Source organism: Mesorhizobium sp. B283B1A, assembly GCF_020165735.1.
Taxonomy (GTDB): Bacteria; Pseudomonadota; Alphaproteobacteria; order Rhizobiales; family Rhizobiaceae; genus Mesorhizobium; species Mesorhizobium opportunistum.
The window spans coordinates 14,459-39,294 of the sequence record NZ_JAIUIQ010000022.1 but is presented as its reverse complement, the minus strand read 5'-3'; the positions used below and the strand labels follow the sequence as shown (position 1 = coordinate 39,294).

General features: G+C 63.0%; 27 protein-coding genes. 16 read left to right on the top strand and 11 right to left on the bottom strand.

The features are described 5' to 3' along the window. The first annotated feature begins 79 nt into the window (after positions 1 to 79). The 5 genes from urtB (at position 80) to LB577_RS19645 (ending at position 4,893) form a co-directional block, all read left to right on the top strand. Positions 80 to 1,696 carry an urea ABC transporter permease subunit UrtB gene (urtB, locus tag LB577_RS19665; protein WP_224687965.1) on the top strand — a complete coding sequence of 539 codons (1,617 nt, stop codon included), beginning with the start codon at positions 80 to 82 and terminating at the stop codon, positions 1,694 to 1,696. Beyond that, positions 1,693 to 2,928 (top strand): urea ABC transporter permease subunit UrtC, encoded by a 1,236-nt coding sequence (gene urtC / locus LB577_RS19660; protein WP_224687964.1) that lies wholly within the window; start codon positions 1,693 to 1,695, stop codon positions 2,926 to 2,928. Before urtB ends, urtC begins: the two co-directional genes overlap by 4 nt. Positions 2,929 to 2,934: 6 nt before the next feature. Then, a complete protein-coding gene (gene urtD, locus LB577_RS19655) occupies positions 2,935 to 3,681 on the top strand; it encodes an urea ABC transporter ATP-binding protein UrtD (RefSeq protein ID WP_224687963.1) in 747 nt (248 codons plus the stop codon). 69 nt (positions 3,682 to 3,750) lie between these two features. Further along, a complete protein-coding gene (gene urtE, locus LB577_RS19650) occupies positions 3,751 to 4,446 on the top strand; it encodes an urea ABC transporter ATP-binding subunit UrtE (RefSeq protein ID WP_013895283.1) in 696 nt (231 codons plus the stop codon). A 270-nt stretch (positions 4,447 to 4,716) separates the two neighbouring features. Further along, positions 4,717 to 4,893, top strand: coding sequence for a hypothetical protein (locus tag LB577_RS19645; protein WP_224687962.1), 177 nt, complete (start codon positions 4,717 to 4,719; stop codon positions 4,891 to 4,893). 49 nt (positions 4,894 to 4,942) lie between these two features. Here LB577_RS19645 and LB577_RS19640 read toward each other — a convergent pair whose 3' ends face one another. From LB577_RS19640 to LB577_RS19605, 8 genes are all read right to left on the bottom strand, one after another. Beyond that, complete coding sequence (locus tag LB577_RS19640; protein WP_023764841.1) at positions 4,943 to 6,094, bottom strand: GGDEF domain-containing protein; 1,152 nt, start codon at positions 6,092 to 6,094, stop codon at positions 4,943 to 4,945. Positions 6,095 to 6,275: 181 nt separating this feature from the next. Further along, complete coding sequence (locus LB577_RS19635) at positions 6,276 to 7,082, bottom strand: DUF72 domain-containing protein (RefSeq protein ID WP_013895285.1); 807 nt, start codon at positions 7,080 to 7,082, stop codon at positions 6,276 to 6,278. A gap of 25 nt (positions 7,083 to 7,107) precedes the next feature. Beyond that, positions 7,108 to 7,578 carry a GNAT family N-acetyltransferase gene (locus LB577_RS19630; RefSeq protein ID WP_224687961.1) on the bottom strand — a complete coding sequence of 157 codons (471 nt, stop codon included), beginning with the start codon at positions 7,576 to 7,578 and terminating at the stop codon, positions 7,108 to 7,110. 2 nt (positions 7,579 to 7,580) lie between these two features. After that, positions 7,581 to 10,502 carry an excinuclease ABC subunit UvrA gene (gene uvrA, locus LB577_RS19625; protein ID WP_224687960.1) on the bottom strand — a complete coding sequence of 974 codons (2,922 nt, stop codon included), beginning with the start codon at positions 10,500 to 10,502 and terminating at the stop codon, positions 7,581 to 7,583. A gap of 689 nt (positions 10,503 to 11,191) precedes the next feature. Continuing rightward, positions 11,192 to 11,485 (bottom strand): hypothetical protein, encoded by a 294-nt coding sequence (locus LB577_RS19620; RefSeq protein ID WP_083833276.1) that lies wholly within the window; start codon positions 11,483 to 11,485, stop codon positions 11,192 to 11,194. 89 nt (positions 11,486 to 11,574) lie between these two features. Next, positions 11,575 to 12,180 carry an ATP-dependent Clp protease proteolytic subunit gene (locus LB577_RS19615; protein WP_013895288.1) on the bottom strand — a complete coding sequence of 202 codons (606 nt, stop codon included), beginning with the start codon at positions 12,178 to 12,180 and terminating at the stop codon, positions 11,575 to 11,577. A gap of 23 nt (positions 12,181 to 12,203) precedes the next feature. Beyond that, entirely contained in the window at positions 12,204 to 12,680 is a 477-nt protein-coding gene (locus tag LB577_RS19610) for an SRPBCC family protein (protein WP_013895289.1), read from the bottom strand. 31 nt (positions 12,681 to 12,711) lie between these two features. After that, positions 12,712 to 13,026: an ArsR/SmtB family transcription factor gene (locus tag LB577_RS19605; protein ID WP_013895290.1), complete on the bottom strand. Its 315-nt coding sequence runs from the start codon at positions 13,024 to 13,026 to the stop codon at positions 12,712 to 12,714. Positions 13,027 to 13,251: 225 nt separating this feature from the next. Here LB577_RS19605 and LB577_RS19600 point away from each other — a divergent pair, with 225 nt between their 5' ends. After that, entirely contained in the window at positions 13,252 to 13,773 is a 522-nt protein-coding gene (locus LB577_RS19600; RefSeq protein ID WP_013895291.1) for a single-stranded DNA-binding protein, read from the top strand. Positions 13,774 to 13,967: 194 nt separating this feature from the next. Next, complete coding sequence (locus tag LB577_RS19595) at positions 13,968 to 14,393, top strand: OsmC family protein (protein ID WP_224687959.1); 426 nt, start codon at positions 13,968 to 13,970, stop codon at positions 14,391 to 14,393. Positions 14,394 to 14,466: 73 nt separating this feature from the next. Here the strand turns inward: LB577_RS19595 and LB577_RS19590 are convergent, their stop codons facing one another. Next, positions 14,467 to 15,096 (bottom strand): MarC family protein, encoded by a 630-nt coding sequence (locus tag LB577_RS19590; protein WP_023764850.1) that lies wholly within the window; start codon positions 15,094 to 15,096, stop codon positions 14,467 to 14,469. Positions 15,097 to 15,212: 116 nt separating this feature from the next. Further along, on the bottom strand, positions 15,213 to 15,755 hold the full coding sequence (locus LB577_RS19585; RefSeq protein WP_023764851.1) for a hypothetical protein: 543 nt from the start codon (positions 15,753 to 15,755) through the stop codon (positions 15,213 to 15,215). Between the two features lie 86 nt (positions 15,756 to 15,841). On the opposite strand from LB577_RS19585, the gene LB577_RS19580 reads away from it, so the two are divergent. Further along, on the top strand, positions 15,842 to 16,690 hold the full coding sequence (locus tag LB577_RS19580; protein ID WP_224687958.1) for a helix-turn-helix transcriptional regulator: 849 nt from the start codon (positions 15,842 to 15,844) through the stop codon (positions 16,688 to 16,690). A 322-nt stretch (positions 16,691 to 17,012) separates the two neighbouring features. Then, positions 17,013 to 19,814 carry a DNA gyrase subunit A gene (gene gyrA / locus LB577_RS19575; protein WP_224687957.1) on the top strand — a complete coding sequence of 934 codons (2,802 nt, stop codon included), beginning with the start codon at positions 17,013 to 17,015 and terminating at the stop codon, positions 19,812 to 19,814. A 69-nt stretch (positions 19,815 to 19,883) separates the two neighbouring features. Here gyrA and LB577_RS19570 read toward each other — a convergent pair whose 3' ends face one another. Beyond that, positions 19,884 to 20,036, bottom strand: a complete 153-nt coding sequence (locus LB577_RS19570; RefSeq protein ID WP_224687956.1) for a hypothetical protein — start codon at positions 20,034 to 20,036, stop codon at positions 19,884 to 19,886. A 194-nt stretch (positions 20,037 to 20,230) separates the two neighbouring features. Here LB577_RS19570 and coaD point away from each other — a divergent pair, with 194 nt between their 5' ends. The 7 genes from coaD to tgt all read left to right on the top strand — a co-directional run bounded on the left by coaD (position 20,231) and on the right by tgt (position 24,821). Further along, complete coding sequence (gene coaD / locus LB577_RS19565) at positions 20,231 to 20,731, top strand: pantetheine-phosphate adenylyltransferase (protein ID WP_224687955.1); 501 nt, start codon at positions 20,231 to 20,233, stop codon at positions 20,729 to 20,731. Between the two features lie 110 nt (positions 20,732 to 20,841). Further along, the gene (locus LB577_RS19560; protein WP_224688010.1) at positions 20,842 to 21,336 is read left to right on the top strand and encodes a peptidylprolyl isomerase; all 495 of its coding nucleotides are present in this window, start codon (positions 20,842 to 20,844) and stop codon (positions 21,334 to 21,336) included. 40 nt (positions 21,337 to 21,376) lie between these two features. Beyond that, positions 21,377 to 21,889 (top strand): peptidylprolyl isomerase, encoded by a 513-nt coding sequence (locus tag LB577_RS19555; protein ID WP_013895300.1) that lies wholly within the window; start codon positions 21,377 to 21,379, stop codon positions 21,887 to 21,889. A gap of 12 nt (positions 21,890 to 21,901) precedes the next feature. Next, positions 21,902 to 22,351 (top strand): DMT family transporter, encoded by a 450-nt coding sequence (locus LB577_RS19550; RefSeq protein WP_023764856.1) that lies wholly within the window; start codon positions 21,902 to 21,904, stop codon positions 22,349 to 22,351. Next, positions 22,351 to 23,439, top strand: coding sequence for a tRNA preQ1(34) S-adenosylmethionine ribosyltransferase-isomerase QueA (gene queA / locus LB577_RS19545; RefSeq protein ID WP_224687954.1), 1,089 nt, complete (start codon positions 22,351 to 22,353; stop codon positions 23,437 to 23,439). The genes LB577_RS19550 and queA overlap by 1 nt, the downstream gene beginning before the upstream one ends. Further along, entirely contained in the window at positions 23,429 to 23,698 is a 270-nt protein-coding gene (locus LB577_RS19540) for a hypothetical protein (protein WP_224687953.1), read from the top strand. The genes queA and LB577_RS19540 overlap by 11 nt, the downstream gene beginning before the upstream one ends. Continuing rightward, on the top strand, positions 23,691 to 24,821 hold the full coding sequence (gene tgt / locus LB577_RS19535; RefSeq protein WP_224687952.1) for a tRNA guanosine(34) transglycosylase Tgt: 1,131 nt from the start codon (positions 23,691 to 23,693) through the stop codon (positions 24,819 to 24,821). The genes LB577_RS19540 and tgt overlap by 8 nt, the downstream gene beginning before the upstream one ends. Positions 24,822 to 24,836: the final 15 nt, after the last annotated feature.

Genomic DNA, 24,836 nt, shown 5'->3' with positions numbered 1-24,836 from the left:
TGCCCAAGACCGCGCGCGTCCGGACGGTTTCCTCCACTGTCCGGACGCCCATTCAACCTTCAAGGATCACCAAGACCCGATGAAGATTTTCCATGCGATGGGCCTGACGCTTTTGTTCCTGGTGACGACGCTGTCGTCTTCGGGCGCCGCGGAAGCCGATCTGCGTGCAATTATTGCCAAGTTCGCGACGGTAACGGACTTTTCCGAGACGGGAGCCGTCGTTCACGAATTGACCGCCACAGGCGATCCCGCCGCCGAACCGACGCTTGCTGCATTGGCTGACGGCAATCTTTACATTCGCACCGCCGACTCGATGGTGTTTGTCGGCAAGGAAGGCGATGAAAGCGTCCAGCTTTTTGACCCGTTAAGCGGTGAGGCCGCTGGCGAGGCCTCCGAGGACGACATAACCAAGATCACTGTCAACAACACGCTGCGCCGCACCATCCGCGACGCGCTGGGCACGCTGACGCTTGGCGCCAAGGATCCGGCAGTGCGCATCAGTGCGGCCGACACCATGTTCAAGACACCCGACGCGGCCAACATCGAGCCGCTCGACGCGGCGATCGCCAATGAGACCGTCGCCAGCGTCAAGGCTCTGCTCGAACAGGCCCGCGCCGCATCGGTCCTGGTCTCGGATCGGCCGGAGGCCGACAAGCTTGCAGCCGTGGCGCTGATCGGGGCGCGGGGCGATCGCGACGCGGTTTCACTGCTGACGTCGGTCGAGGCGAACGCTTCGGGAGCCGTGAACGAAGCCGCGACCGCAGCGATCGCCAACATCAATTCGACGCTGGCCTTCTGGGATGCCGGCCAGAACATCTGGTACGGCATTTCCCTGGGCTCGGTGCTGTTGCTTGCCGCCATCGGCCTTGCCATCACCTTCGGCGTCATGGGCGTCATCAACATGGCGCATGGCGAGATGGTCATGCTCGGCGCCTACACCACCTTCGTCGTCCAGCAGGTGATCCGCACATCCTTTCCCGGCCTGTTCGACTGGTCGCTGGTAATCGCGCTGCCGCTTGCCTTCCTGGTTGCCGCGATCGTCGGTCTCGCCATCGAGCGCGGCGTCATCCGCTTCCTCTACGGACGGCCGCTGGAAACGCTGCTGGCGACATGGGGTGTGTCGCTGATCCTGCAGCAGGCGGTGCGCTCGATCTTCGGACCGACCAACCAGGAGGTCGGCAACCCCTCCTGGATGTCGGGTTCGTTCAATGTCGGACAGCTTGCGATCACCTGGAACCGGCTTTGGATCCTGGTCTTCGCGCTCACCGTCTTCGGCGTGCTGCTCTACGTGATGAAGCGCACGTCCTGGGGGCTGCAGATGCGCGCCGTCACCGCCAACCGGCGCATGGCCGCCTCGATGGGCATCAGGACGCCATGGGTCGACGCGCTGACCTTCGCGCTCGGCTCCGGCATTGCCGGCATTGCCGGCGTCGCGCTCAGCCAGATCGACAATGTCTCGCCCAATCTCGGCCGCGGCTACATCATCGACAGTTTCATGGTCGTCGTCTTCGGCGGCGTCGGCAATCTGTGGGGCACGCTGGTCGGCGCCTTTTCGCTCGGCATCGTCAACAAGTTCCTCGAGCCTTACGCAGGCGCCGTGCTCGGCAAGATCGTCGTGCTGGTGCTGATCATCCTGTTCATCCAGAAGCGCCCGCGCGGCCTGTTCGCGCTCAAGGGCAGGGCGGTGGAAGCATGATCACGGGGCGCTTCTTCGCCGCCGGCGCGGACCGCCGCATCGCCATCACCATCTTCATCTTGTTGGCTGTCGCCATCATCGTGCCGCTGCTCAATCTCGCGGTGTCCCCGGCGAGCGCCTTCTACATCCCGTCCTATATCGTGGCGCTGACCGGCAAGTATCTTTGCTACGCGCTGCTGGCGCTGTCGCTCGACCTGGTCTGGGGCTATTGCGGCATTCTCTCGCTCGGCCACGGCGCCTTCTTCGCGCTCGGCGGCTATGCGATGGGCATGTATCTGATGCGCCAGATCGGCTCGCGCGGTGTCTATGGCAACCCGATCCTGCCGGATTTCATGGTGTTCCTGAACTACAAGGAATTGCCCTGGTTCTGGACCGGTTTCGACCATTTCTGGTTCGCGGCGATCATGGTGCTCGCGGTGCCCGGCCTGCTTGCCTTCGTCTTTGGCTGGTTCGCCTTCCGCAGCCGCGTCACCGGCGTCTATCTCTCCATCATCACCCAGGCGATGACCTATGCGCTGCTACTTGCCTTCTTCCGCAACGACATGGGTTTCGGCGGAAATAACGGGCTGACCGATTTCAAGGATATTCTGGGCTTCAACGTACAGGCCGACGCGACGCGCTCGGCGCTGTTCGCGGCCAGCGCCGTGATGCTTGCGCTTGCCGTGTTCCTGACCTGGGCGATCGTCGGCTCGAAATACGGCAAGCTCCTGATGGCCGTGCGCGACGCCGAGAGCCGCACGCGCTTCCTAGGCTGGCGGGCGGAGAACGTAAAACTGTTCGCCTTCACTGTCTCTGCCGTGATGGCCGGCATTGCCGGCGCGCTCTATGTGCCGCAGGTCGGCATCATCAATCCCGGCGAGTTCGAGCCGTCCAACTCGATCGAGGTGGTGATCTGGGCAGCCGTTGGCGGCCGCGGCACCATCGTCGGGCCGATCATCGGTGCGTTGCTCGTCAATGCCGGGAAATCCTGGTTCACCGGCGTGCTGCCGGAACTGTGGCTGTTCGCGCTCGGCGGCCTGTTCGTCGCCGTCACGCTGCTGCTGCCGAAGGGGATCGTCGGCATGTGGGACAGCTGGCGCGGCAATGCCAGGGCGTTGCGCGCGGTCGCCGCCGCTGAGGAAGCCGGCGCCAGGGTTGGAATGGCGCCCGCGACACCGAAGCCCGTGCGCTCGCCGGCAAGGAATCCAGGCGAATGGTCCTTGTCCGACCCTGAACCGCAGGCGGCGGAGTAGGCGACCATGAGCAAGTCGAACACCATCCTCTACCTCGACGGCGTCTCGGTCTCCTTCGACGGGTTTCGCGCCATCAACAATTTGTCGCTGGTGCTCGACAAGGGCGAGATGCGGGCCATCATCGGCCCCAACGGCGCCGGCAAGACGACGATGATGGACATCGTCACCGGCAAGACGCGGCCCGACGAGGGCGAAGTGTTCTTCGACGGCCAGGTCGATCTGACCCGGCATGACGAGGCCGAGATCGCCATGATGGGCATCGGCCGCAAATTCCAGAAGCCGACGGTCTTCGAAAGCCACACGATCGAGGACAATCTGATGCTGGCGCTGAAGGGACCGCGCTCGATCTTCCCGGCGCTGTTCCATCGCCACTCCGCAGCCGAGGCGCGGCAGATCGACGATATTCTCGGCATCATCCGGCTTGGCGACAAACGTGGCGAAATCGCAGCCAATCTCAGCCACGGCCAGAAGCAGTGGCTGGAGATCGGCATGCTCCTGGCGCAGGATCCGAAGCTGTTGCTGGTCGACGAGCCGGTCGCCGGCATGACCGATGCCGAGACCGAGGAAACCGCGCGGCTGCTCAGGGATATCGCACGCGATCATTCGGTCATCGTCGTCGAGCACGACATGCATTTCGTGCGCGAGCTTGGCGTCAAGGTCACCTGCCTGCATGAGGGCTCGGTGCTCTCCGAAGGCTCGCTCGACTTCGTCTCGGCCGACGAGCGCGTCGTCGAAGTCTATCTGGGGAGATGAACATGGTGTGGCGGGTGCAATTCCATCGCTTCGATCTGTCGTTCCTCCGCTTCTGGAAAAGGCGCTGACATGCTCGAGGTTTCCAATGCCACGCTCCACTACGGCGCCGCCCAGGCGCTGCGCGGCGTGTCGCTGAAGGCGGGCGCCGGCAAGATCACCTGCGTGCTCGGCCGCAATGGTGTCGGCAAGACCAGTTTGATGAGATCGATCGTCGGCCACCACCGGCTGACGAGCGGAAGCGTTGCCTTCGAGGGGAAGGCGCTCGACCGGAGCGCGGCGTATGACCGCGCCCGGTCGGGCATCGCATTCGTGCCGCAGGGCAGGGAGATCTTTCCGCTGCTCACGGTGCGGGAAAATCTCGAATCCGGCTTCGCGCCGTTGAAGCGGGCCGACCGCAACGTGCCGGCGCATGTCTTCGAGTTGTTTCCAGTGCTCAAGCAGATGCTTGGCCGCCGCGGCGGTGACCTGTCCGGCGGCCAGCAGCAGCAGCTCGCCATCGGTCGGGCGCTGGTGATGCGGCCGAAACTCCTGGTGCTCGACGAGCCGACGGAAGGCATCCAGCCGTCGATCATCAAGGATATCGGCCGCGCCATTCGCTATCTGCGCGACCAGGCCGGCATCGCGGTGCTGCTGGTCGAGCAGTATCTCGACTTTTGCCGCGAGCTCGCCGACGAGGTCAACATCATGGACCGCGGCCAGATCGTCCATACCGGCCCGGCCGAAGATCTAGACCGGGCTGATGTGCGGAAGTTCCTTACCGTCTAGAATCGGCGGTGAACTTCAGTTGACGATCCGAAGTTCTTGGCAAGGCCAATATTTCTCCGATCCGATCACCTGTGTCTCTGGCACGCTCAATATCGCGTGCTAGTCTTTCCCTTGGCTTTGTGAGTCGGCCGCTTCCGTATCAGTCTGGTTATCGCGGATCGAGGAGCACGGCCAATGCCGGGCAAGTTTCACGCAAGCAAAGCTGCCTAGCTTCCCTCCTGCGATCTCTGTCGTTCAAACGCGTTTGGGCACACAGGCTAAGGGACAGCCATGGAACGTTACGTCGAGGATTACCAGAAGCGGCGGCTTACCGAACGCGTCGACATCATCGCTGCCATCAACATCTTGAGATCACAGGGCTGCGACTACGACGATCTGATCGAGGAGATCACCAAGGTCTTCTATGTCGATCTCGATACCTTCAATGAGATCGTCATTGCGGCATAGGAGCCGCGTTCGTCCACCCGCGATCAGAGGCTGGTATTAATAGGCGTGATCAGCTCGCGCGCCGGAACGGAGAAGCGATGACGACGCGGTTGCGGCCGCCGCGTTTGGCGTCGTAGAGTGCCTTGTCGGCGGCGCTGAGCACCTTGTCAAAGCTGGGGCCGTCCTTGGCGCCGAAGGCAAATCCGGCGCTGACCGTGCATGTCAGCGAGCCCATCTCGGTTTCTATCCGGCGCGCCGCGAAAGCGGTCCGGATGCGCTCTGCCGCTGCCTCCACGGTCTCCGGCAGGGTGCGTTTCAGCACCAGCGCGAATTCCTCGCCGCCCATGCGCGCGGCGACATCGGTCTGGCGAAGATTGCCGGCGAGTTCGCTGGCGAACACCCTCAGCACCTCGTCGCCCGCCGCGTGGCCGAATTCATCGTTGATGGTTTTGAAGTTGTCGAGGTCGAAGACGACGACCGCGGTAAAAGCTCCGACCGGCGCATTGCCATGCATGTCGAACAGCGCGCGCCGGTTGAGCAGGCCGGTCAAGGGATCGGTCAATGCATCGCGGCGGTGATGCCTGGCCAGACGCCCCTGGTTGAGGGCAAGCGACAACGCGCCGATGCCGGTCATGCTGGCGATGACCACGATCAGGCTCAGTTCCTCGGCCCAGTTGCTCGGCGCATGCCCCAGGACCAGTCTTCCATCCCAGGCGAGAACCATGGCGCACAGTACAAAGGACGTGGCCGTGGCCGAATAGAGCGCGGTGATGCCGATCGTCAGGGCGGGGGCTTCGTCGCGACCTCTCCAATATTCGAACGCCGTCGCGAACAGAAGCAAGGCCGCGAACAGGTTCTCGAACATGAAGCCAAGGCCGTCATAGCCCAGAGCCATGGGCGGCAGCGCCACCGCCAGTGAAACGCAGCCCAACAAAGCTCGCGGCATCGGCGAGCCACCGGTCCTGAACTGATAGGCGGCGCCCAGCATGGTCGAAAAACCAATCAGCAGGAAGGCCAGCGCGGCGATGCCCAGCAGGCGGCCGGGCATGTCGATATAGGCGTCATAGACAAAGATATCGCCGACAACGAACACCAGGCTGGTCGCCCATGTCAGCAGGAATCGCTCCGACCGGGCGGTCAGCCACATGCCGAACAATGTCAGGCCGAGGCAAGCAGCGGAAAAACCGACAGCCAGCAGAAGTGAAGTGTAGTCGAGCGACATGCCCCTCTTTCCCTGCCGACGGCGGTTCCAGCTCTGCGGCTTGGCGTCGTCGCATTCATGCGGCAAGGAAGTGTCGATAAGGTTACGATCATGGCGAAGATGCCGCGAATAGGCGCTTTGCTACGCGTACAAAGCATAGATGACGCGCTTTAAGCATGTGGCCGGATACGACTGAAGCTCGTCAGCCAGCCACTCGCTTCATCAGCGCCATCGCCCCGAACGGCGCGCGCACCTTGCCCTCGGTGATGAAGTAGACGAACACGTCGCGCGGCTGGACCGGCGCATCGGTCTTGGGATCGGCCCGCCGCAGGTCTTCCGGCTGCTTGCCCTGCGCCCAGGTCTTTGCCCGCGCCGCCCACTCGTCGAGACCCTTTGGCGTGTAGCAATCGGGATTGTCGTCCGAGCCCGTCTGAAGCCGCGCATAGACGAAATCGCTGGTGACGTCGGCGATGTCAGGATATTTGGCATGATCGGCATAGACGATCGCCGCCTTGTATTTGCGCGCCAGGGCCGCGAACTCCGGCACCACGAAACTGTCGTTGCGCACTTCGAGCGCGTGGCGCAGCGCGACGCCATCCTGCTTTTCCGGCAAGAGTTTCAGAAAGGCCTCGAAATCGTCCGGATCGAATTTCTTGGTCGGCGCGAACTGCCACAGGATTGGCCCGAGCTTGTCGCCAAGTGCCGCAACGCCGGAGCCGAGGAAGCGCATCATCGATTCGCCGGCTTCGCCGAGCACGCGCCGGTTGGTGACGAAGCGGTTGCCTTTCAGCGAGTAGACGAAACCATCCGGTGCCTCGTTGGCCCATTTGACGAAGGTCGGTTCCTTGAAGCTGGAATAATAGGTGCCGTTGACTTCGATGCTCGGCACCTGCCGGCTGGCATATTGCAGCTGCTTGGCCTTCGACAGCTTGTCCGGATAGAAGGACTTATCCCATGGCTCGAAGGTCCAGCCGCCCATGCCCGCGCGGATTGTTCCGGATTTGGTCATTATCATCCTCCCAAGTTCAGAAAAATCAGCCCGTCGTGTTCTCGTCGATCGGTTTTGCCATGTCGACAAGCATCCATCCTGGCCGATAGGGATTGGGCCGGCGACCCGTTTCGCGATAGCCGTATGCGAGATAGAGCGCGATGTTCCGTTCCATTTTCGCATTGGTGTAGAGCCGTGTCTCCGGCAGGCCCCACAAGCGCGTCTGTTGATCCGCGTGATTGAGCAGCTTTATGCCAAAACCCTTGCCCTGGAAGGCGGGCGACACCGCGACGGAGAAGATCATCGCGTGGTCCGCATGCCGCTCCAGTGTAAGCACGCCCGCCAGTTCGCTGCCGCTCTCCAGCAGCCAGACCTCGCCGCGCCCGATCCGCGGCGCATAGTCTTCGGTGACCGGGATCGGCGGTCCGCCGAACAGCGCGGTATAGGGCGCGTACGCCGCTTGCGTCAGCGAAACGATTGCGGCGAGATCCTCTGGGCGGGCCGCTCTGAGGTTCATACTCACTCCGCCGCTTCGCGCTTGCCTCCGGGGCGCCGCTCCAGAAGCTCCTTGAGGAACTGGCCGGTGTAGCTGCGTTTTTCGCGCACGATCGCTTCCGGCGTGCCGGACGCGACAAGCTCGCCGCCGCCGTCGCCGCCTTCGGGGCCGAGGTCGAGCACCCAGTCGGCGGTCTTGATCACTTCGAGATTGTGCTCGATGACCACCACCGTGTTGCCCTGGTCGACCAGTTCGTGCAGCACTTCCAACAGTTTGGCGACATCGTGGAAGTGCAGGCCGGTGGTCGGCTCATCGAGGATGTAGAGCGTCTTGCCGGTCGCCTTGCGCGACAGTTCCTTGGCGAGTTTTATCCGCTGCGCCTCGCCGCCGGACAGTGTCGTCGCCTGCTGGCCGATATGGATATAGCCGAGGCCAACCTGCTTCAGCGTGTCGAGCTTGTCGCGCACGCCGGGCACGGCGGCGAAGAAATCGACGCCTTCCTCGACCGTCATGTCGAGTACGTCGGCGATCGACTTGCCCTTGAACAGCACGTCGAGCGTCTCGCGGTTGTAGCGCTTGCCGTGGCAGACATCGCAGGTGACGTAGACGTCGGGCAGGAAGTGCATTTCGATCTTGATGACGCCGTCGCCCTGGCAGGCCTCGCACCGGCCACCCTTGACGTTGAAGGAGAAGCGGCCGGGCTGGTAGCCGCGTGCCTTGGCTTCCGGCAGGCCGGCGAACCAGTCGCGGATCGGCGTGAAGGCGCCGGTATAAGTCGCGGGGTTCGAACGCGGCGTGCGGCCGATCGGCGACTGGTCGATGTCGATGACCTTGTCGAGGAATTCGAGGCCCTCGATGCGGTCATGCTCGGCCGGATGCTCGCGCGAGCCCATGATGCGGCGCGAGGCCGCCTTGAACAGCGTCTCGATAAGGAAAGTCGACTTGCCGCCACCCGACACGCCGGTGACGGCGGTGAAGGTGCCGAGCGGGATTTCGGCGGTGACGTTCTTCAGATTGTTGCCGCGCGCGCCGACGATTTTCAGGCGGCGATTCTTTTTCGCCTCACGCCGAACACCAGGGGTGGCGACTTCCAGCGCGCCCGACAGATATTGGCCGGTGATCGAATTGGGGTTGGCCATCACCTGCTGGGGCGTGCCCTGGGCGATGATCTCGCCGCCATGGATGCCGGCGGCCGGTCCCATGTCGACGACATAGTCGGCATGCAGGATGGCGTCCTCGTCATGCTCGACGACGATCACCGTGTTGCCGATGTCGCGCAGGTGCTTCAGCGTGTCGAGCAGCCGCGTGTTGTCGCGCTGATGCAGGCCGATCGACGGCTCGTCCAGCACGTAGAGCACGCCGGTCAGGCCCGAGCCGATCTGCGAGGCCAGCCGGATGCGTTGGCTCTCGCCGCCCGACAGCGTGCCGGAATTGCGCGACAATGTCAGGTAGTCGAGACCGACATCGTTGAGGAAGCGCAGCCGCTCGCGGATTTCCTTCAGCACCCGCACCGCGATCTCGTTCTGCTTGTCGTTGAGCTGGGCGGGCAGGTCGGTGAACCATTTGTCGGCATTGCGGATCGACTGCTCGGTGACCTCGCCGATGTGTTTGCCGCCGATCTTCACCGCCAGAGCTTCCGGCTTCAGCCGGTAGCCCTTACAGACCGGGCAAGGCGTCGCCGACATGAAGCGCTCGATCTCCTCGCGCATCCAGGCGGATTCGGTCTCCTTCCAGCGCCGTTCGAGATTGGGGATGACGCCTTCGAAGGTCTTGGTTGTCTTGTAGGAGCGCAAGCCATCATCGTACTGGAAGGTGATCTCGCGCTCGCCGGTGCCGCGCAGGATCGCGTCCTGGGCCTCGGTGGTCAGATCCTTGAACTTGTCGCCGAGCTTGAAGTTGTAGGCCTTGCCAAGCGCTTCGAGCGTCTGCGAGTAGTAGGGCGAGGTCGATTTCGCCCACGGGCTGACGGCGCCGTCGCGCAGCGATATGTTCTCGTCGGGCACGACGAGGTTGGGGTCGATGGCACGCTGGCTGCCGAGACCGTCGCAGGTCGGGCAGGCGCCGAACGGGTTGTTGAACGAGAACAGGCGCGGCTCGATCTCGGGAATGGTGAAGCCGGACACCGGACAGGCGAATTTTTCCGAGAACAGGATGCGCTCATGCGTCTCGTTCTTCGACTTGTTGACCGAATCCTCGCCGGTCTGGCTGGCGTCGAGCGGCTTGTCGGCGAACTCGGCCACCGCAAGCCCCTCGGCGAGCTTCAGCGCCGTCTCGATGGAGTCGGCAAGCCTTGTGGCAAGTTCGCCGCGCACGACGATGCGGTCGACGACGACGTCGATGTCATGCTTGTATTTCTTGTCCAGCGCCGGAACGTCGGCGATTTCATAGAAGACGCCGTCGACCTTGACGCGCTGGAAGCCCTTCTTCTGCAGTTCGAGGAGCTCCTTGCGGTACTCGCCCTTGCGGCCGCGCACGATGGGCGCCAGCAGGAACAGTCGTGTGCCTTCCTCGAGCGCCAGCACGCGGTCGACCATCTGGCTGACCGTCTGGCTCTCGATCGGCAGGCCGGTGGCCGGCGAATAGGGAACGCCGACACGCGCGAACAGCAGACGCATGTAGTCGTAGATCTCGGTGACGGTGCCGACCGTCGAGCGTGGGTTCTTCGATGTGGTCTTTTGCTCGATGGAGATGGCCGGCGACAGGCCGTCGATCTGGTCGACGTCAGGCTTCTGCATCATCTCGAGGAATTGGCGCGCATAGGCCGACAGGCTTTCGACATAGCGGCGCTGGCCTTCGGCATAGATGGTGTCGAAGGCAAGCGACGACTTGCCGGACCCCGACAGGCCGGTCATGACGATCAGGCTGTCACGCGGCAGGTCGAGATCGACGTTCTTCAGATTGTGTTCGCGCGCCCCGCGAATGGAAAGGAATTTATGGTCGGCCATCGCCGGTCGCCGCCTCAGATCTGGAATTCATGGGATTGGCGGGCTTTTCCCGGCCATCCCCTATGTAGGTGTTTTTGCCGCCACGTCGAGAGACGCCACAACTCCCGACGGAAGTCGTTTAACCGTCTTTCGCGCGAAGGGGCAAGCGGAAAGAACAAAGGCCGAACACGCTCCTGACAAAGTTGTGCAAAAACTGACCTGCACGTAACCTCCCGGCGATCACATTTTTCCGTAACCGGCTATAGGCGGTTGACGCCGCCGGCTCACGGGAGCAGTCTCAAGGCGTCAACGAAGCCGGCCGTCTTTCGATGGCCTCGCCGCCCCAAGGCGGTCTGCGAGACGCCGCAGGCATGTGCGATTTGCGCTTCGAGACGAATGTCGCAACGGACAAAGGAGCGGAGCATGACGCCACCTGATAGTCCCCAAGGGCTCCACATCTAGCTGGAGCCGCGGCAGGCGCAAGTGTGAGGGTCAGCTTCAACGCTGCCCCGACAAACCGTGACCGGCCGTACCCCACAAAAATCAGAGACTACTAGTCGGATCGTCGGTTGAACGCCGCGAAGCATCCGAAATCAAACGCCGGCAGTACACTCCCGGCAAGATTGGATTTGAGATCCAGAAAAGCCCCGTCCGTTTGCCCTAGGGCACGGCGGGGCTGTTCTTTTGTGCTGGGCCGGCCGCGGCTATCCCTACCTTCGAGGTTTCATTCCGCCCGTGGCGACATCGACCGTGATGCTGCCGGAAATCCTGACATCGGTATTGCCGATCTTGAACTGGCCGTTGCCGCTGCTGGGGAACGCATCGTCGGGCTCGGGCTGGGGGACCGGCTTGGCAATGTGATAGCCGCCAGTCACGCCGGGCAGGGCCTTCTGCGGCGGCGAGCCATCCTCTGCGAGGGCCGTGCCGGACACGAGGCCGGCAATGGCGAGCACTGCGGCGGCGATCACACGATGCGATGGTCTGGACGGATGCGTGTCGGTCATCCCCCGATTATAGGGAGGTGCCGCCATCGGAACCAGACCGGTCTCGTCAATTCTTCGGCAAGCCGAAGAAAATCCGATCTGCCTTCGCCTCACGCCGCCTTTTTGCGCGTGTCGAAGACGTGGTCGACAATGCCCCATGCCTGTGCCTCGCGGGCGGTCATGAAATGGTCGCGGTCCAGCGTACGTTCGACCTCTTCGTAGCTGCGGCCGCAATGCTGCGCGTAAAGTTCGGCCATGTGGCGTTTGGTCTTCACGATGCGCTCGGCATGGCGCTGGATATCGGACGCTTGGCCCTGGAAGCCGCCCAGCGGCTGATGCAGCAGGATGGTGGCGTTCGGCAGCGAGATACGACGCCCCGGCGTGCCTGCCATCAGCAGGAACGATCCCATCGACGCCGCAAACCCCATGCACACGGTCGACACTGGGCAACTGATGTACTGCATGGTGTCGTAGATGGCGAAGCCGCTGGTCACCACGCCGCCCGGCGAGTTGATGTAGAGCGAGATCTCCTTGTCGGGATTGTCCGACTCCAGCGATAAAAGCTGTGCGCAGACCAGCGCCGAGATGTCGTCGTTGATCTCGCCATTGATGAAGATGATGCGCTCGCGCAGCAGCCGCGAGAAAATGTCGAAGGCGCGTTCGCCGCGGCTCGATTGCTCGATCACCATCGGCACCAGATTGGCAACACCGCTCATTTTTTCGTCTCCGATTTCTATGTTCACGCCGCGCGCAGCAGAAGGCGCGGCGTGTTCGCGGCGATGGGCTTCCCGGCCTCGTGCAACCCCAGCGAAAGCCGGCAGCCGGCACCAGCCATGGCGACGGCGGGCATGGCTTTGCGGGCAAAGCCGTCATGGACGATGCGCAGATGCGTGCCGCCGGAAACGGTGCGGGCAAGCGTGAAGGTGACGGTGCTGTCGAGCGGGTCCTGCCGTGTCGCATCGCCCGGCTGCTCCCGCCAGGAATAGCGCAACAGGCGTTCGGGCTCGGCGTCGAGGATTTCGCATTCGATCGGAGCCTCCGGTCCCGCGAAGGCAAAACGGCTGCCGGCCTGCGGCCTGATGTCGTTCGGCATCATCCAGGCGGCGAGCAATTCCGGCACCGTCAGCGCCCGCCACACCTTTTCGGGCGGCTCGGAAAGATCGTATTCGAACTCCAGCGCATCCTGGGCGACTTCGTTTTGGTTTTTGGCGTTCATCGATCCCAAATCCTTCACTGGTCCAAACCCTTCACTGATCCATATCCTTCAAAACCGTCTTCAACCTTTCGATACGCTCCGGCCAGAAGGTCCGGTAGCGCTCGATCCAGGAGAGCAGGGGGGCAAGCCCCTGCGGATCGGCGCGGTAGTAGGCATTGCGGCCGGCCCGCCGCTCGACCACGAGGCCGGCGCTGCGCAGCACCGCCAGATGCTGCGACACGGCCGGCTGTGACACCGTCAGGCCGCTGCGCAGTTCCGACACGCTCATCTCTGCCGTGGCGAGACGCTCGAAGACGGCGCGGCGCGTCGGGTCGGCGAGGGCGCGGAAAATCTCTGCTTCGATCATGGGAAAGCATAAGTCGATACTTATTGATTTGGCAAGTGGTGTTTTGAAACCCATATGCGGGGCTCGGGCATTGTTGCCATTCCTTGACAATCAGCGGCAGTGCATATAGGAACGAAAAGGGAACAAAAACCTTGTGGGAAAAGCCAGCCTTAGCAGGCGGCTGACATTCGCAGCCTGTAAGGTGCTGCGACAAAAATTTGTTTCGGATGAGCGCGGAGAAATATCATGGCGGGTAGCGTCAACAAGGTCATTCTGGTCGGCAATCTCGGTGCGGACCCTGAAATCCGCCGCCTGAACTCGGGCGAGCCGGTCGTCAACATTCGCATCGCCACGTCGGAAAGCTGGCGCGACAAGAATTCGGGCGAGCGCAAGGAAAAGACCGAGTGGCACAACGTCGTCATCTTCAATGAGGGCATAGCCAAAGTCGCCGAGCAGTACCTGAAGAAGGGCATGAAGGTCTATGTCGAGGGCCAGCTGCAGACGCGCAAATGGCAGGACCAGACCGGCGCCGACAAATACACGACGGAAGTCGTGCTGCAGAAATTCCGTGGCGAGCTGCAGATGCTCGACGCGCGCGGCCAGGGCGAGGGTGGCCAGGTCGGCGGCTATTCCGGCGGCAACAGCCGTGGTTCCGATTTCGGCCAGTCCAGCCCGAACGAGAGCTTCAACCGTGGCGGCGGCAGCGCTCCCAGGGGCGGCGGTGGCGGCGGTTCGTCGCGCGAGCTGGACGACGAAATCCCGTTCTGATCAAGGCGGGCTCTGATCGAAACCGCGGACGCCAGTTTTGGCTAGGCGCAATTTTGGTTCAGGCCCAATGTTGGCTCAAGTCGAACGTTGGCTCAAGCATTGTGCCCCGAGAGTCCCAATGGACTTTCGGGGTTTTGCATTGTCGATTGAGCGCTGGCCGAGCGGTCAAGGAAACACGGTGAAGGACGAGTTCGATGAAAGCACGCGTGAAATGGGTGGAGGAACGCACCTTCATCGGTGAGTCCGGCAGCGGTCATAAGGTCGTGCTGGGAACCGCGTCCGGCCCGGAAGGCAAGACGCCGGGGCCGAGCCCGATGGAACTGGTGCTGATCGGCACCGGCGGCTGTTCGGCCTATGATGTCGTCCACATCCTTGAAAAGGGCCGTGAGGCGGTCGAGGACTGCGTCGTCGAGCTCGATTCCGACCGGGCCGAAACCGAGCCCAGGATATTTACCCGCATCCACATGCATTTTATCGTCAAAGGCCGTGCGCTGTCACCCGACAAGGTCAAGCGGGCGATCGACCTGTCGATCGAAAAATACTGCTCGGCTTCCGCCATGATGGCCAAAACCGCCACGATCACCCACGATTTCGAAGTGATCGATACGACGACGAGGTAGGCAGTAGGCAGTAGGCAGTAGGCAGTAGGCAGTAGGCAGTAGGCAGTAGGCAGTAGGCAGTAGGGATTACTGTTCAACTCGCCATCAGCGCCTTGATGCCGTCGGCGACGAACTGTACGGCCAATGCCGCTAGGATGACGCCGAGCAGGCGGGTCAGGATCGAACGCCCGGTTTGGCCGAGGATGCGGTCGATGCGCTCCGACAGCACGAACACCAGATAGGTGATGGCGAGGCAGACGAAGATGATGCCGACCAGCGCGGCTTGCGCCGCAAAACCCTGAAACGAGCCGGAGAGCAGCACCGTCGCCGAAATGGCGCCGGGGCCGGCGATCAGCGGGATCGCCAGCGGGAAAGCGGCGATGTTGTGGATCATGTCCTTGGTGATGGCGACGTCGCCGATCTTCTCCTTGCGGTCCTGCCGGCGCTCGAACACCATTTCAAAGGCGATGAAGAACAGCAGAAAACCGCCGGCGACACGGAAGGCTGGCAGCGTGATGCCGAACACCGACAGGATGGAGGCGCCGGCGACGGCGAACAGCGCCATCACTAGGAAGCCGATGACTGAGGCGCGGATCGAGACCTGCTGGCGCTCCTCGCGGTTCATGCCGCGCGTCACGGCGAGGAACAGCGGCGCCAGGCCGGGCGGGTCGATGGTCACCAGAATGGTGACGAAGGCGTTGAACAAGCTGTCGAAGCTCGGCATCTCTGACCCCTCCCGCCGGGCCGAGCCCGTGCCTGCAATTGGTAGAGCAAAGCAGGGGTACTGAAAACAGGCTGTGGCGTGAAATGCTGGCAGGCCAGAGGGGGCGTGAGGGACCGCTACCTTTCATTTCGAACTTCGTTCGCGCGGCGGGCCAGGAATTCGACTTCGAGCCGCCATGTCGTGCCATCGTCGTGCGAACGCTCGCCAAGCCAGCGGAAGCTGTCTTCGGTGATGCGCGAAAAACTCCAGCGCACCGAGGAGCCGGTGCCGTCGGCGCCGACCTGCACGATCGTGTCGCCCTCGGCGCGGCCAAGCTGGCGGCTGAAGTACTGGTTGCGCGGATCGCTCCAGAAGATGTGCCAGGCGTCCGCGGCGGGATCATAGACCCGCAGCGTCGTGCCATAGAACGTCCATTTGCCGAGCGAAGGCTGGGAGCCAATGTTCCGTGCGGGCAGGATCCAGACGTCCTGGATGGCGCGGCCTTCCAGCACCCAGCCGAAATGCACCTCGCCACGCCCGGTCAGCACCGTGCCGTCCTCGAGGTGGCGCGAGGCGTCGAATGTCCAGGCACCGACGAAGCGGCCGTAAAGATTGAGTTTTTCGGCAAGCCCGCCGATCGGTCCGGGGCTGTGCAGTGCTTCGGCAAAGGGGTCGAACATGGCCGTGGTCTCTTTTTGTCAGGAGACCGTGAGGATTAGCCGGTGACGGGGTTCTGGGCTTGGGAAAAATTGCTATATTTCGGCCCATGATGGCCACAACGCATACGCTCGCATTTGGACCTGGCTGGCATGTGGCGGATGTGATCTGCACGGCCGGCGCCGGCGATCGGCCGTTTGAGGAGGCGCATCGGGATTTTTGTGTCGCGGCGGTGACCAGCGGCACGTTCCGCTATCGCGCGCAGCAAGGCACCGCGATGCTGGCAGCCGGCGCGCTGCTGCTCGGCAATCCCGGCACCTGCTACGAATGCGGGCACGAGCATGGCGGCGGCGACCGTTGCCTCTCGTTTCATTTCAGGCCGGACTACATGGAACGGATCGTCGCCGATGTGCCAGGCGCCAGGAAACCTGCCTTCGACGCGCCACGCCTGCCGCCTTTGCCGGCCTTGGCACCATTGTTGGCCGAGGCGGAAGCCGCGCGCGCAATGGCCAACAAGGACGCCTTCGAGGAACTTTCCCTACGCATTGCCGCTGCCGCAGTCGCCACGGTTTCCAGCGCCACGCCTGCCAGGCGCGCCCCGAGCCGCCGCGACCAGAAGCGGGTCGCCGAAGCCGTTCGGCGCATCGAGCTGGATGCCGACGGCCCGGTTTCGCTTTCAGTGTTGGCCGATGAAACGGCGACCAGTCCCTATCATTTCCTGCGCACCTTCCGGCAGGTCGCCGGCATGACGCCCTATCAGTTCCTGCTCAAGACCCGGCTGCACCGCGCGGCGGTGCGGCTGCGCATGTCCAAGGATGCGATCTCGGCGATCGCCTTCGAGGCCGGCTTCAACGATTTGTCGACTTTCAACCGCCGTTTCCGGCGCATCATGGGCGAGACGCCGGGCAACTATCGCGCTCGCCGATCAAGCGCCCTGGCAAGCGGGCGTCTCGGCTGAAGCGGGCTCAGTCCGACGTCGGCACGTACCGCCAACCTGCGATCAGTCGCCGTCGAGATCGCGGCGCAGCCACCCGCTCAGCGCTCGCAAGGCAGCCACGGGCTCCAAATTCAGGGCGTCCGCGGCTTTCGTTCGGCGAAGTTGGTCCATTGCGGGCTTTTGCCTTGGCGGCCAAAAGCGCTGTGGCCATATCGTCGCAATCAGCGGTATCCTTTTGAAATTACCACCAAAAATGACACTGGAAAAGTGCCGCGAATATTGGAGTTTCGGCCGTGCTTCCTATATAAGCGTCAAGTGATTCCTGATTAGATTGTGATCCGATTTGACCGACCAAAAAACACCGCGCGGCGCCGACGGCGGCCCTACCGGCATCGAGCCGATCTCCATCATCGAGGAGATGCAGAGCTCCTACCTGTCTTACGCCATGAGCGTGATCGTCAGCCGTGCGCTGCCCGATGTGCGTGATGGCCTCAAGCCGGTGCATCGCCGCATTCTCTATGCGGCGCATGAGAGCGGCTACCACTGGAACCGCAAATACGTGAAGTCGGCACGCCCGGTCGCCGATGTGATGGGTAAATACCATCCGCACGGCGATGCCTCGATCTATGACGCCTTGGTACGCATGGCGCAGGATTGGTCGCTGCGCGTGCCGCTGATCGACGGGCAGGGCAATTTCGGCTCGATCGACGGCGATCCCCCGGCGGCGATGCGCTACACCGAATCGCGCCTGACCAAGGTCGCGCACGAACTTCTGGAGGATATCGACAAGGAGACCGTCGATTTCCAGGACACGTATGACGCCTCCGACACCGAGCCGAAGGTGCTGCCGGCGCGCTTCCCCAACCTTCTGGTCAACGGTTCCGGCGGTATTGCAGTCGGCATGGCCACCAACATTCCGCCGCACAATCTGAGCGAAGTCTGCAACGGCGCGATCGCCATCATCGACAATCCGGCGATCGACCTGCCGGCACTGATGGAGATCATTCCGGGGCCGGATTTCCCGACCGGCGGCATCGTGCTTGGCCGTTCGGGCATCTACAGCGCCTATGCGACCGGCCGCGGCTCCATCGTCATGCGCGGCAAGGTCAACATCGAACAGCGCGGCAATGACCGTGAATCGATCATCATCACCGAGGTTCCTTACCAGGTGAACAAGGCCTCGATGATCGAGAAGATGGCCGAACTGGTGCGCGACAAGCGCATCGAGGGCATTTCCGACATCCGTGACGAAAGCGACCGCCAGGGCTACCGCGTCGTCATCGAACTGAAGCGCGACGCCGTTGCCGACGTCATCCTCAACCAGCTTTACCGCTTCACGCCGCTGCAGACCTCGTTCGGCGCCAATATGGTGGCGCTGAACGGCGGCAAGCCGGAAGTGATGAACCTGACCGATATGCTGAGGGCGTTCGTCTCCTTCCGCGAAGAGGTGATCACGAGGCGCACGAAATTCCTGCTGCGCAAGGCGCGCGACCGCGCCCATGTGCTGGTGGGTCTGGCCATCGCCGTCGCCAACATCGACGAAGTGATCAAGCTGATCCGCACCGCGCCGGATCCGCAGACGGCGCGTGAGCAGTTGATGGAGCGGCGCTGGCCGTCGGGCGACGTCGAATCGCTGATCCTCCTGATCGACGATCCGCGCCATCGCATCAACGAGGACGGCACCTACAATCTGTCCGAGGAACAGGCGCGCGCCATCCTCGAACTGCGCCTGCAGCGCCTGACGGCACTTGGCCGCGACGAAATCGCCGACGAGTTGAACACGATCGGCGCCGAAATCATTGATTATCTGGACATTTTGTCGTCACGCGCGCGGGTCCAGCAGATCGTCAAGGACGAGCTTGCCGCCGTGCGCGACGAGTTCGGCACGCCACGCCGCACCGAACTCACCGACGGCGGCGCGGACATGGAAGACGAGGACCTGATCCAGCGCGAGGACATGGTCGTGACGGTGAGCCATTCCGGCTACATCAAGCGCGTGCCGCTTTCGCTCTACCGGGCGCAGCGCCGTGGCGGCAAGGGCCGCTCCGGCATGTCGACCAAGGAAGAGGATTTCGTGACCCGGCTGTTTGTGGCCAACACGCACACGCCGGTGTTGTTCTTCTCCTCGCGCGGCATCGTCTACAAAGAAAAGGTCTGGCGGCTGCCGATCGGCAACCCGCAATCACGCGGCAAGGCGCTGATCAACATGCTGCCGCTTGAGCAGGGCGAGCGCATCACCACCATCATGCCGCTGCCGGAGGACGAGACGAGCTGGGGCGAGCTCGACGTGATGTTCGCCACGACGCGCGGCACCGTGCGCCGTAACAAGCTGTCCGACTTCGTCCAGGTCAACCGCAACGGCAAGATTGCGATGAAGCTGGAGGAGGAGGGCGACGAGATCCTCGGCGTCGAGACCTGCACCGACAATGACGATGTGCTTCTGACGGCGAATTCGGGTCAGTGCATCCGCTTCTCCGTCGGCGACGTGCGCGTCTTCCAGAGCCGCAATTCCGTCGGCGTGCGCGGCATCACCATGGCTGCGACCGACCGCATCATCTCCATGTCGGTGATCGAGCATGTCGATGCTTCTCCGGCGGAGCGAGCCGCTTACCTCAAGCGGGCGGCGTCGGAGCGGCGGCTTGCCGCCGAGACGGCGGGAGAGGAAGAAGAGATCGCGCTCACCAATGAGGAGATCGGCGAGGAGACGGAGCTTTCCGACAGCCGTTACGAAGAGCTCAAGGCGCATGAACAGTACGTTCTGACTGTGACCGAATATGGCTACGGCAAGCGCTCCTCGTCCTACGATTTCCGCCTGACCGGCCGCGGCGGCAAGGGCATCCGCGCTACCGACGTGTCGAAAACCGCCGAGATTGGCCAGCTGGTGGCGACCTTCCCGGTCGGCAATGACGACCAGATCATGCTGGTGTCGGACGGCGGCACCGTCATCCGGGTGCCGGTCAACGGCATCCGTTTCGCCAGCCGCGCCACCAAGGGCGTGACCATCTTCAACACGGCTGAGGGTGAAAAAGTGGTTTCGGTCGAGCGGATATCCGAACCGCAATCGGACGAGGAAATCGAAGAAGCCGTCGAGGGCGGTTCTGAGGCCAGCCCTACACCAGACGCTGGCACCGATAGCGCGGAATAACTGCCGCGGCAGGTTCTGGACATAGCAACGCCGGCCTGTTGGCCGGCGCGGCAGCAAGTCTGGACTGACTTAGTAGTGACGGAAGGGCTTGCGGGGGCCGAAGCCTTCGAAGCGCTTGGTGGTGGCCTTGACGCGGACCCGTTGCGCCTCCTGATGCAGCCCGAATACTGTGGCGATCAGCATGGCGACGGTCATTGCGGTGGCGAGCATGTAGATCAGCATGTGCGTGTTCTCCTGCGCCTTACAACGGATAGATGGGATTTTGGTTTCATCTTATTAAGGTGCAACCTAGTGAACGCTGCGTGAAGGCTTCGTGATCAGCGTGTTCATCTGTCGTTCATGCGGCGGAAAAGGTTCACGGCTTCAGTGCCGATCGGATTTGCCTTTGCGGCGGAGGCTCGCTAGAAGCACCAGCCATGACTGAACGAATTGCCCTCTATGCCGGCTCTTTCGATCCGCTGACCAACGGCCATCTCGATGTGCTGACAGCATCGCTGGCCGTGGCCGACGTCGTCTATGCGGCGATCGGCATTCATCCGGGCAAGAAGCCGCTGTTCTCCTTCGAGGAGCGGGTGCAGCTCATCGAAGCCGCCACCAAGGCCGAATTCGGCAGGGAGGGCGGCCGCATCAAGGTGGTCGCCTTTGACGGGCTGGTCATCGACGCCGCCAGGAGAGAAGGCGCCTCGATCATGATCCGCGGCCTGCGCGATGGCACCGATCTCGACTACGAGATGCAGATGGCCGGCATGAACGAGACCATGGCGCCGGAACTGCAGACGGTTTTTCTGCCCGCCAGCCCGTCGGTACGCACCATTACCGCCACACTTGTGCGCCAGATAGCCTCGATGGGAGGCGACATCCGCCCCTTCGTGCCGGCGGCCGTCGCCGGTGCGCTCACCGCCAAATTCGCAAAATAAGTTTCTCGGAGAAGACCATGCAGCTGAAAAAGCTCGCCTCGTTCCTCGTCGTGCTTGCCGGTCTCGTGACCGCATCGGTCTCGGCCCATGCCGCCGATCCCGAAAACACCATGATCATCACACTGAAGGGCGGCGACGTGACCATCGCGCTGCGGCCCGACCTGGCGCCCAAGCATGTCGCGCAGATCAAGAAGCTTGTGCGTGATCATGCCTACGACAACGTCGCGTTCCACCGTGTCATCGACGGCTTCATGGCGCAGACCGGCGACGTCAAGTTCGGCAACATGGAGAAGGGTTTCAACGCCCAGGCCGTCGGCACCGGCGGTTCCGACCTGCCCGACCTGCCGGCCGAGTTCTCGCAGACCGAACACTACAAGCGCGGCGTGGTCGGCATGGCCCGCTCGCAGGACCCGAACTCCGCAAACTCGCAGTTCTTCATCATGTTCGCGCCGGCGCCGCCGCTCGACGGGCAGTACACCATCGTCGGCAATGTGGTCAGCGGCATGGACCTGGTGGACAAGATCAAGAAGGGCGACGAGGCGGACAACGGTACGGTCGCAGATCCCGACCGGATGATCAAAGTGCGCATCGCCGCAGACAAGTAAAATTGTCAAATCAATCTGTTTTATCAAAAGGATAACTGACATGGCCGAGATCAAGGACCGCGAGAACGCGCTCATCATGGAAACGACCAAGGGCAAGGTCGTCATCGAACTTCTCCCCGACCTGGCACCTGGCCATGTCGCCCGCATCAAGGAACTGGCCAGGGAAGGCGCCTATGACGGCGTGGTCTTCCACCGCGTCATCGAAGGCTTCATGGCGCAGACCGGCGACGTCAAGTTCGGCAATTCGAGCAAGCCGACCTTTGCTCCTTCCCGTGCCGGCATGGGCGGCTCCGACAAGCCGGACCTGAAGGCCGAATTCTCCAATGCCAACCACGGCCGCGGCACCTGTTCGATGGCGCGTTCGCAGAACCCGAACTCGGCCAACTCGCAGTTCTTCATCTGCTTCGACGATGCCGCCTTCCTCAACCGCCAGTACACGGTCTGGGGCCAAGTCATCGAAGGCATGGACAATGTCGACAAGATCAAGCGCGGCGAGCCGGTGCAGGATCCCGACAAGATCGTGTCGCTGAAGGTCGCGGCCGACGTCAAGTAAGGTAATACGACAATGATGGGCGTCGTCTGGTCGCTTCTCGGCATCCTGTCAGGCGCCTTCATTGCCATTCAGGCGCCGATCAATTCGCAGCTGGCGCGCGGCCTGGGGCTGCCGGTCGCGGCGGCCGCGTTCTCGTTCCTGTCGGGCGCGGTGGTGCTCGGCATCATCGCCGTCATCGTGGTCAAGCTGCAAGGCATCTCGCTCGACTGGAAGGCGCCGGCGCCCTGGCTGTTCGTCGCCGGCGGCATGCTCGGCGGCTTCTACGTCACGCTGTCGACGATCCTCACGCCCCGCATCGGTGCCGCCGCACTGATGGCGTTCCTGGTCGCCGGGCAGTTGCTGGCCGGCATGCTTATCGACCGCATAGGCTTCCTCGGTGTCGCGGTGCGTGAAATCTCGCTCGGCCGCGTTGCCGGCGCGGTGCTGCTCTTGGCCGGAGCGCTGCTCGTCCGGCTCTTCTGATGCGTGTCGATCTCTTCGATTTCGCCCTGCCGGAGGAGCGCATCGCGCTTCGACCGGCGGAACCTCGCGACAGCGCTGGGATGCTGGTGATCAGACCGGGCGAGGCGCTCGACGACCGCAGGGTTCGCGATCTGCCGTCCTTGCTCAGGGCCGGCGACGTGCTGGTGTTCAACGACACCAAGGTCATCCCGGCGCAGCTCAAAGGCATAAGGCGGCGCGGCGAGGCGCAGGCACAGGTCGAGGCCACGCTGCACATGCGCATGGCGCCGGATCGCTGGCTCGCCTTCATGCGGCCCGGCAAGCGCGTTGCCGCCGGCGACCGCATCCATTTCGGCCATGACGGCAATTCCTGTTTCCTCGGCCAGCTCGACGCGACGGTGATCGAAAAGGGCGAGGGCGGCGAGGCGCTGCTCGGCTTCGACCTTTCGGGTCCGTTCCTGGACGAGGCGCTGCATGCCGTCGGCCACATACCGCTGCCGCCCTATATCGCCTCGAAGCGTGATGACGACGAGCGCGACCGGGCCGACTACCAGACCATCTATGCCCGGGAGGAAGGAGCCGTTGCGGCGCCCACCGCAGGCCTGCATTTTACCCCGGAGCTGTTTGCCGCGCTCGACGCCAAAGGTGTCGAACGCCGGTTCGTCACGCTTCATGTCGGCGCCGGCACGTTCCTGCCGGTGAAGGCGGACGATACCGCCGACCATAAGATGCATGCCGAGATCGGTTCGGTCAGCGTGGCGACCGCCGAAGCGCTCAACGCGGCGAAGGCGAGGGGCGGGCGCATCATCGCCGTTGGCACGACGTCGCTGCGCTTGCTGGAAAGTGCCGCGCGTGACGACGGCACATTGGCTGCATGGTCCGGACCGACCGACATCTTCATCACACCCGGCCATCGCTTTCGCACCGCCGACATGCTGATGACCAATTTCCATCTGCCGCGCTCGACCCTGTTCATGCTGGTGTCGGCCTTCAGTGGCCTGGAGACGATGCGTGCCGCCTATGCGCATGCCATCGCCGAGCGCTACAGGTTCTATTCGTATGGAGACGCAAGCCTGCTTTATCGAGCGGAGACGAGCAATGGACGATGATCTGCAAGCCCTCGGTCGCGAAAGCCTGATCGCGGAGGTGAAAAAATTGCGCGCCGGCATTCGCGCACACCGCGATGCTTCCGGGCACGATCTGTGCTGGCATCATCCCGACCTCTGGGATCTGCTGCCGGAGAAGACCGAGCCATCCATTGCGGTGCCGCCTTGGCCCAAATTCATGCGCGGCTGCATCCAATATCGCCAGTCGCTCGACAGCCAAGCGCCGGACGCGCCGGTTCATGACAAGGAATTCAATGGCTAAGCCGTTCTCTTTCAAGGTTCTGGCGACCGACGGCGCGGCGCGGCGTGGCCTGATCGACATGCCACGCGGCGAAATCCGCACGCCGGCCTTCATGCCGGTCGGCACTGGCGGCACGGTCAAGGCCATGTACATGGACCAGGTACGCGGCGTCGGCGCCGACATCATCCTTGGCAACACCTATCATCTGATGCTGCGGCCCGGCGCCGAGCGCGTGGCGCGGCTTGGCGGCTTGCACGAGTTTGCCCGCTGGCCGCAGCCGATCCTGACCGACAGCGGCGGTTTTCAGGTCATGTCGCTGTCGAAGCTGCGGAAGCTGACCGAAAAGGGCGTCACTTTCCGTTCCCATATCGACGGCGCTGCTTACGAAATGTCGCCGGAGCGCTCGATCGAGATCCAGGGTCTGCTCGATTCCGACATCCAGATGCAGCTCGACGAATGCACGGCGCTGCCGGCCGAGATCAAGGAAATCGAGCGCGCCATGGAACTGTCGCTGCGCTGGGCCGAGCGCTGCAAGACGGCGTTCGGCGACCAGCCGGGCAAGGCGATGTTCGGCATCGTGCAAGGCGGCGATAACGCGGCACTGAGGGTGCGCTCGGCGCAGGCGCTGAGCGCGATGAATTTGAAAGGCTACGCGGTCGGCGGGCTCGCAGTCGGCGAACCGCAAGCGGTGATGCTGGAGATGCTCGACATCACCTGTCCGGAACTGCCTGGCGACAAGCCGCGCTATCTCATGGGCGTCGGTACGCCCGACGATATCCTGAAATCGGTGGCGCGCGGCATCGACATGTTCGATTGCGTGATGCCGACGCGGGCCGGCCGCCACGGCCTTGCCTACACCAGGCGCGGCAAGGTCAATCTGCGTAATGCCCGCCACGCCGACGATCCGCGCCCGCTCGACGAGGAAAGCGACTGCCCGGCGGCGCGGGATTATTCACGCGCCTATCTGCACCATCTGGTGCGCTCGCAGGAGGCGCTCGGCGCCATGCTGCTGACCTGGAATAATCTTTCGTATTATCAAAAGCTTATGCAGGATATCCGCGCCGCGATCGAGACCGGCGCCTTCGATGCGCGCGGTGCAGAAATTACCGAGGGTTGGGCGAGAGGCGATATTCCCGTCCTTTGAACGAGCGTGCATCTA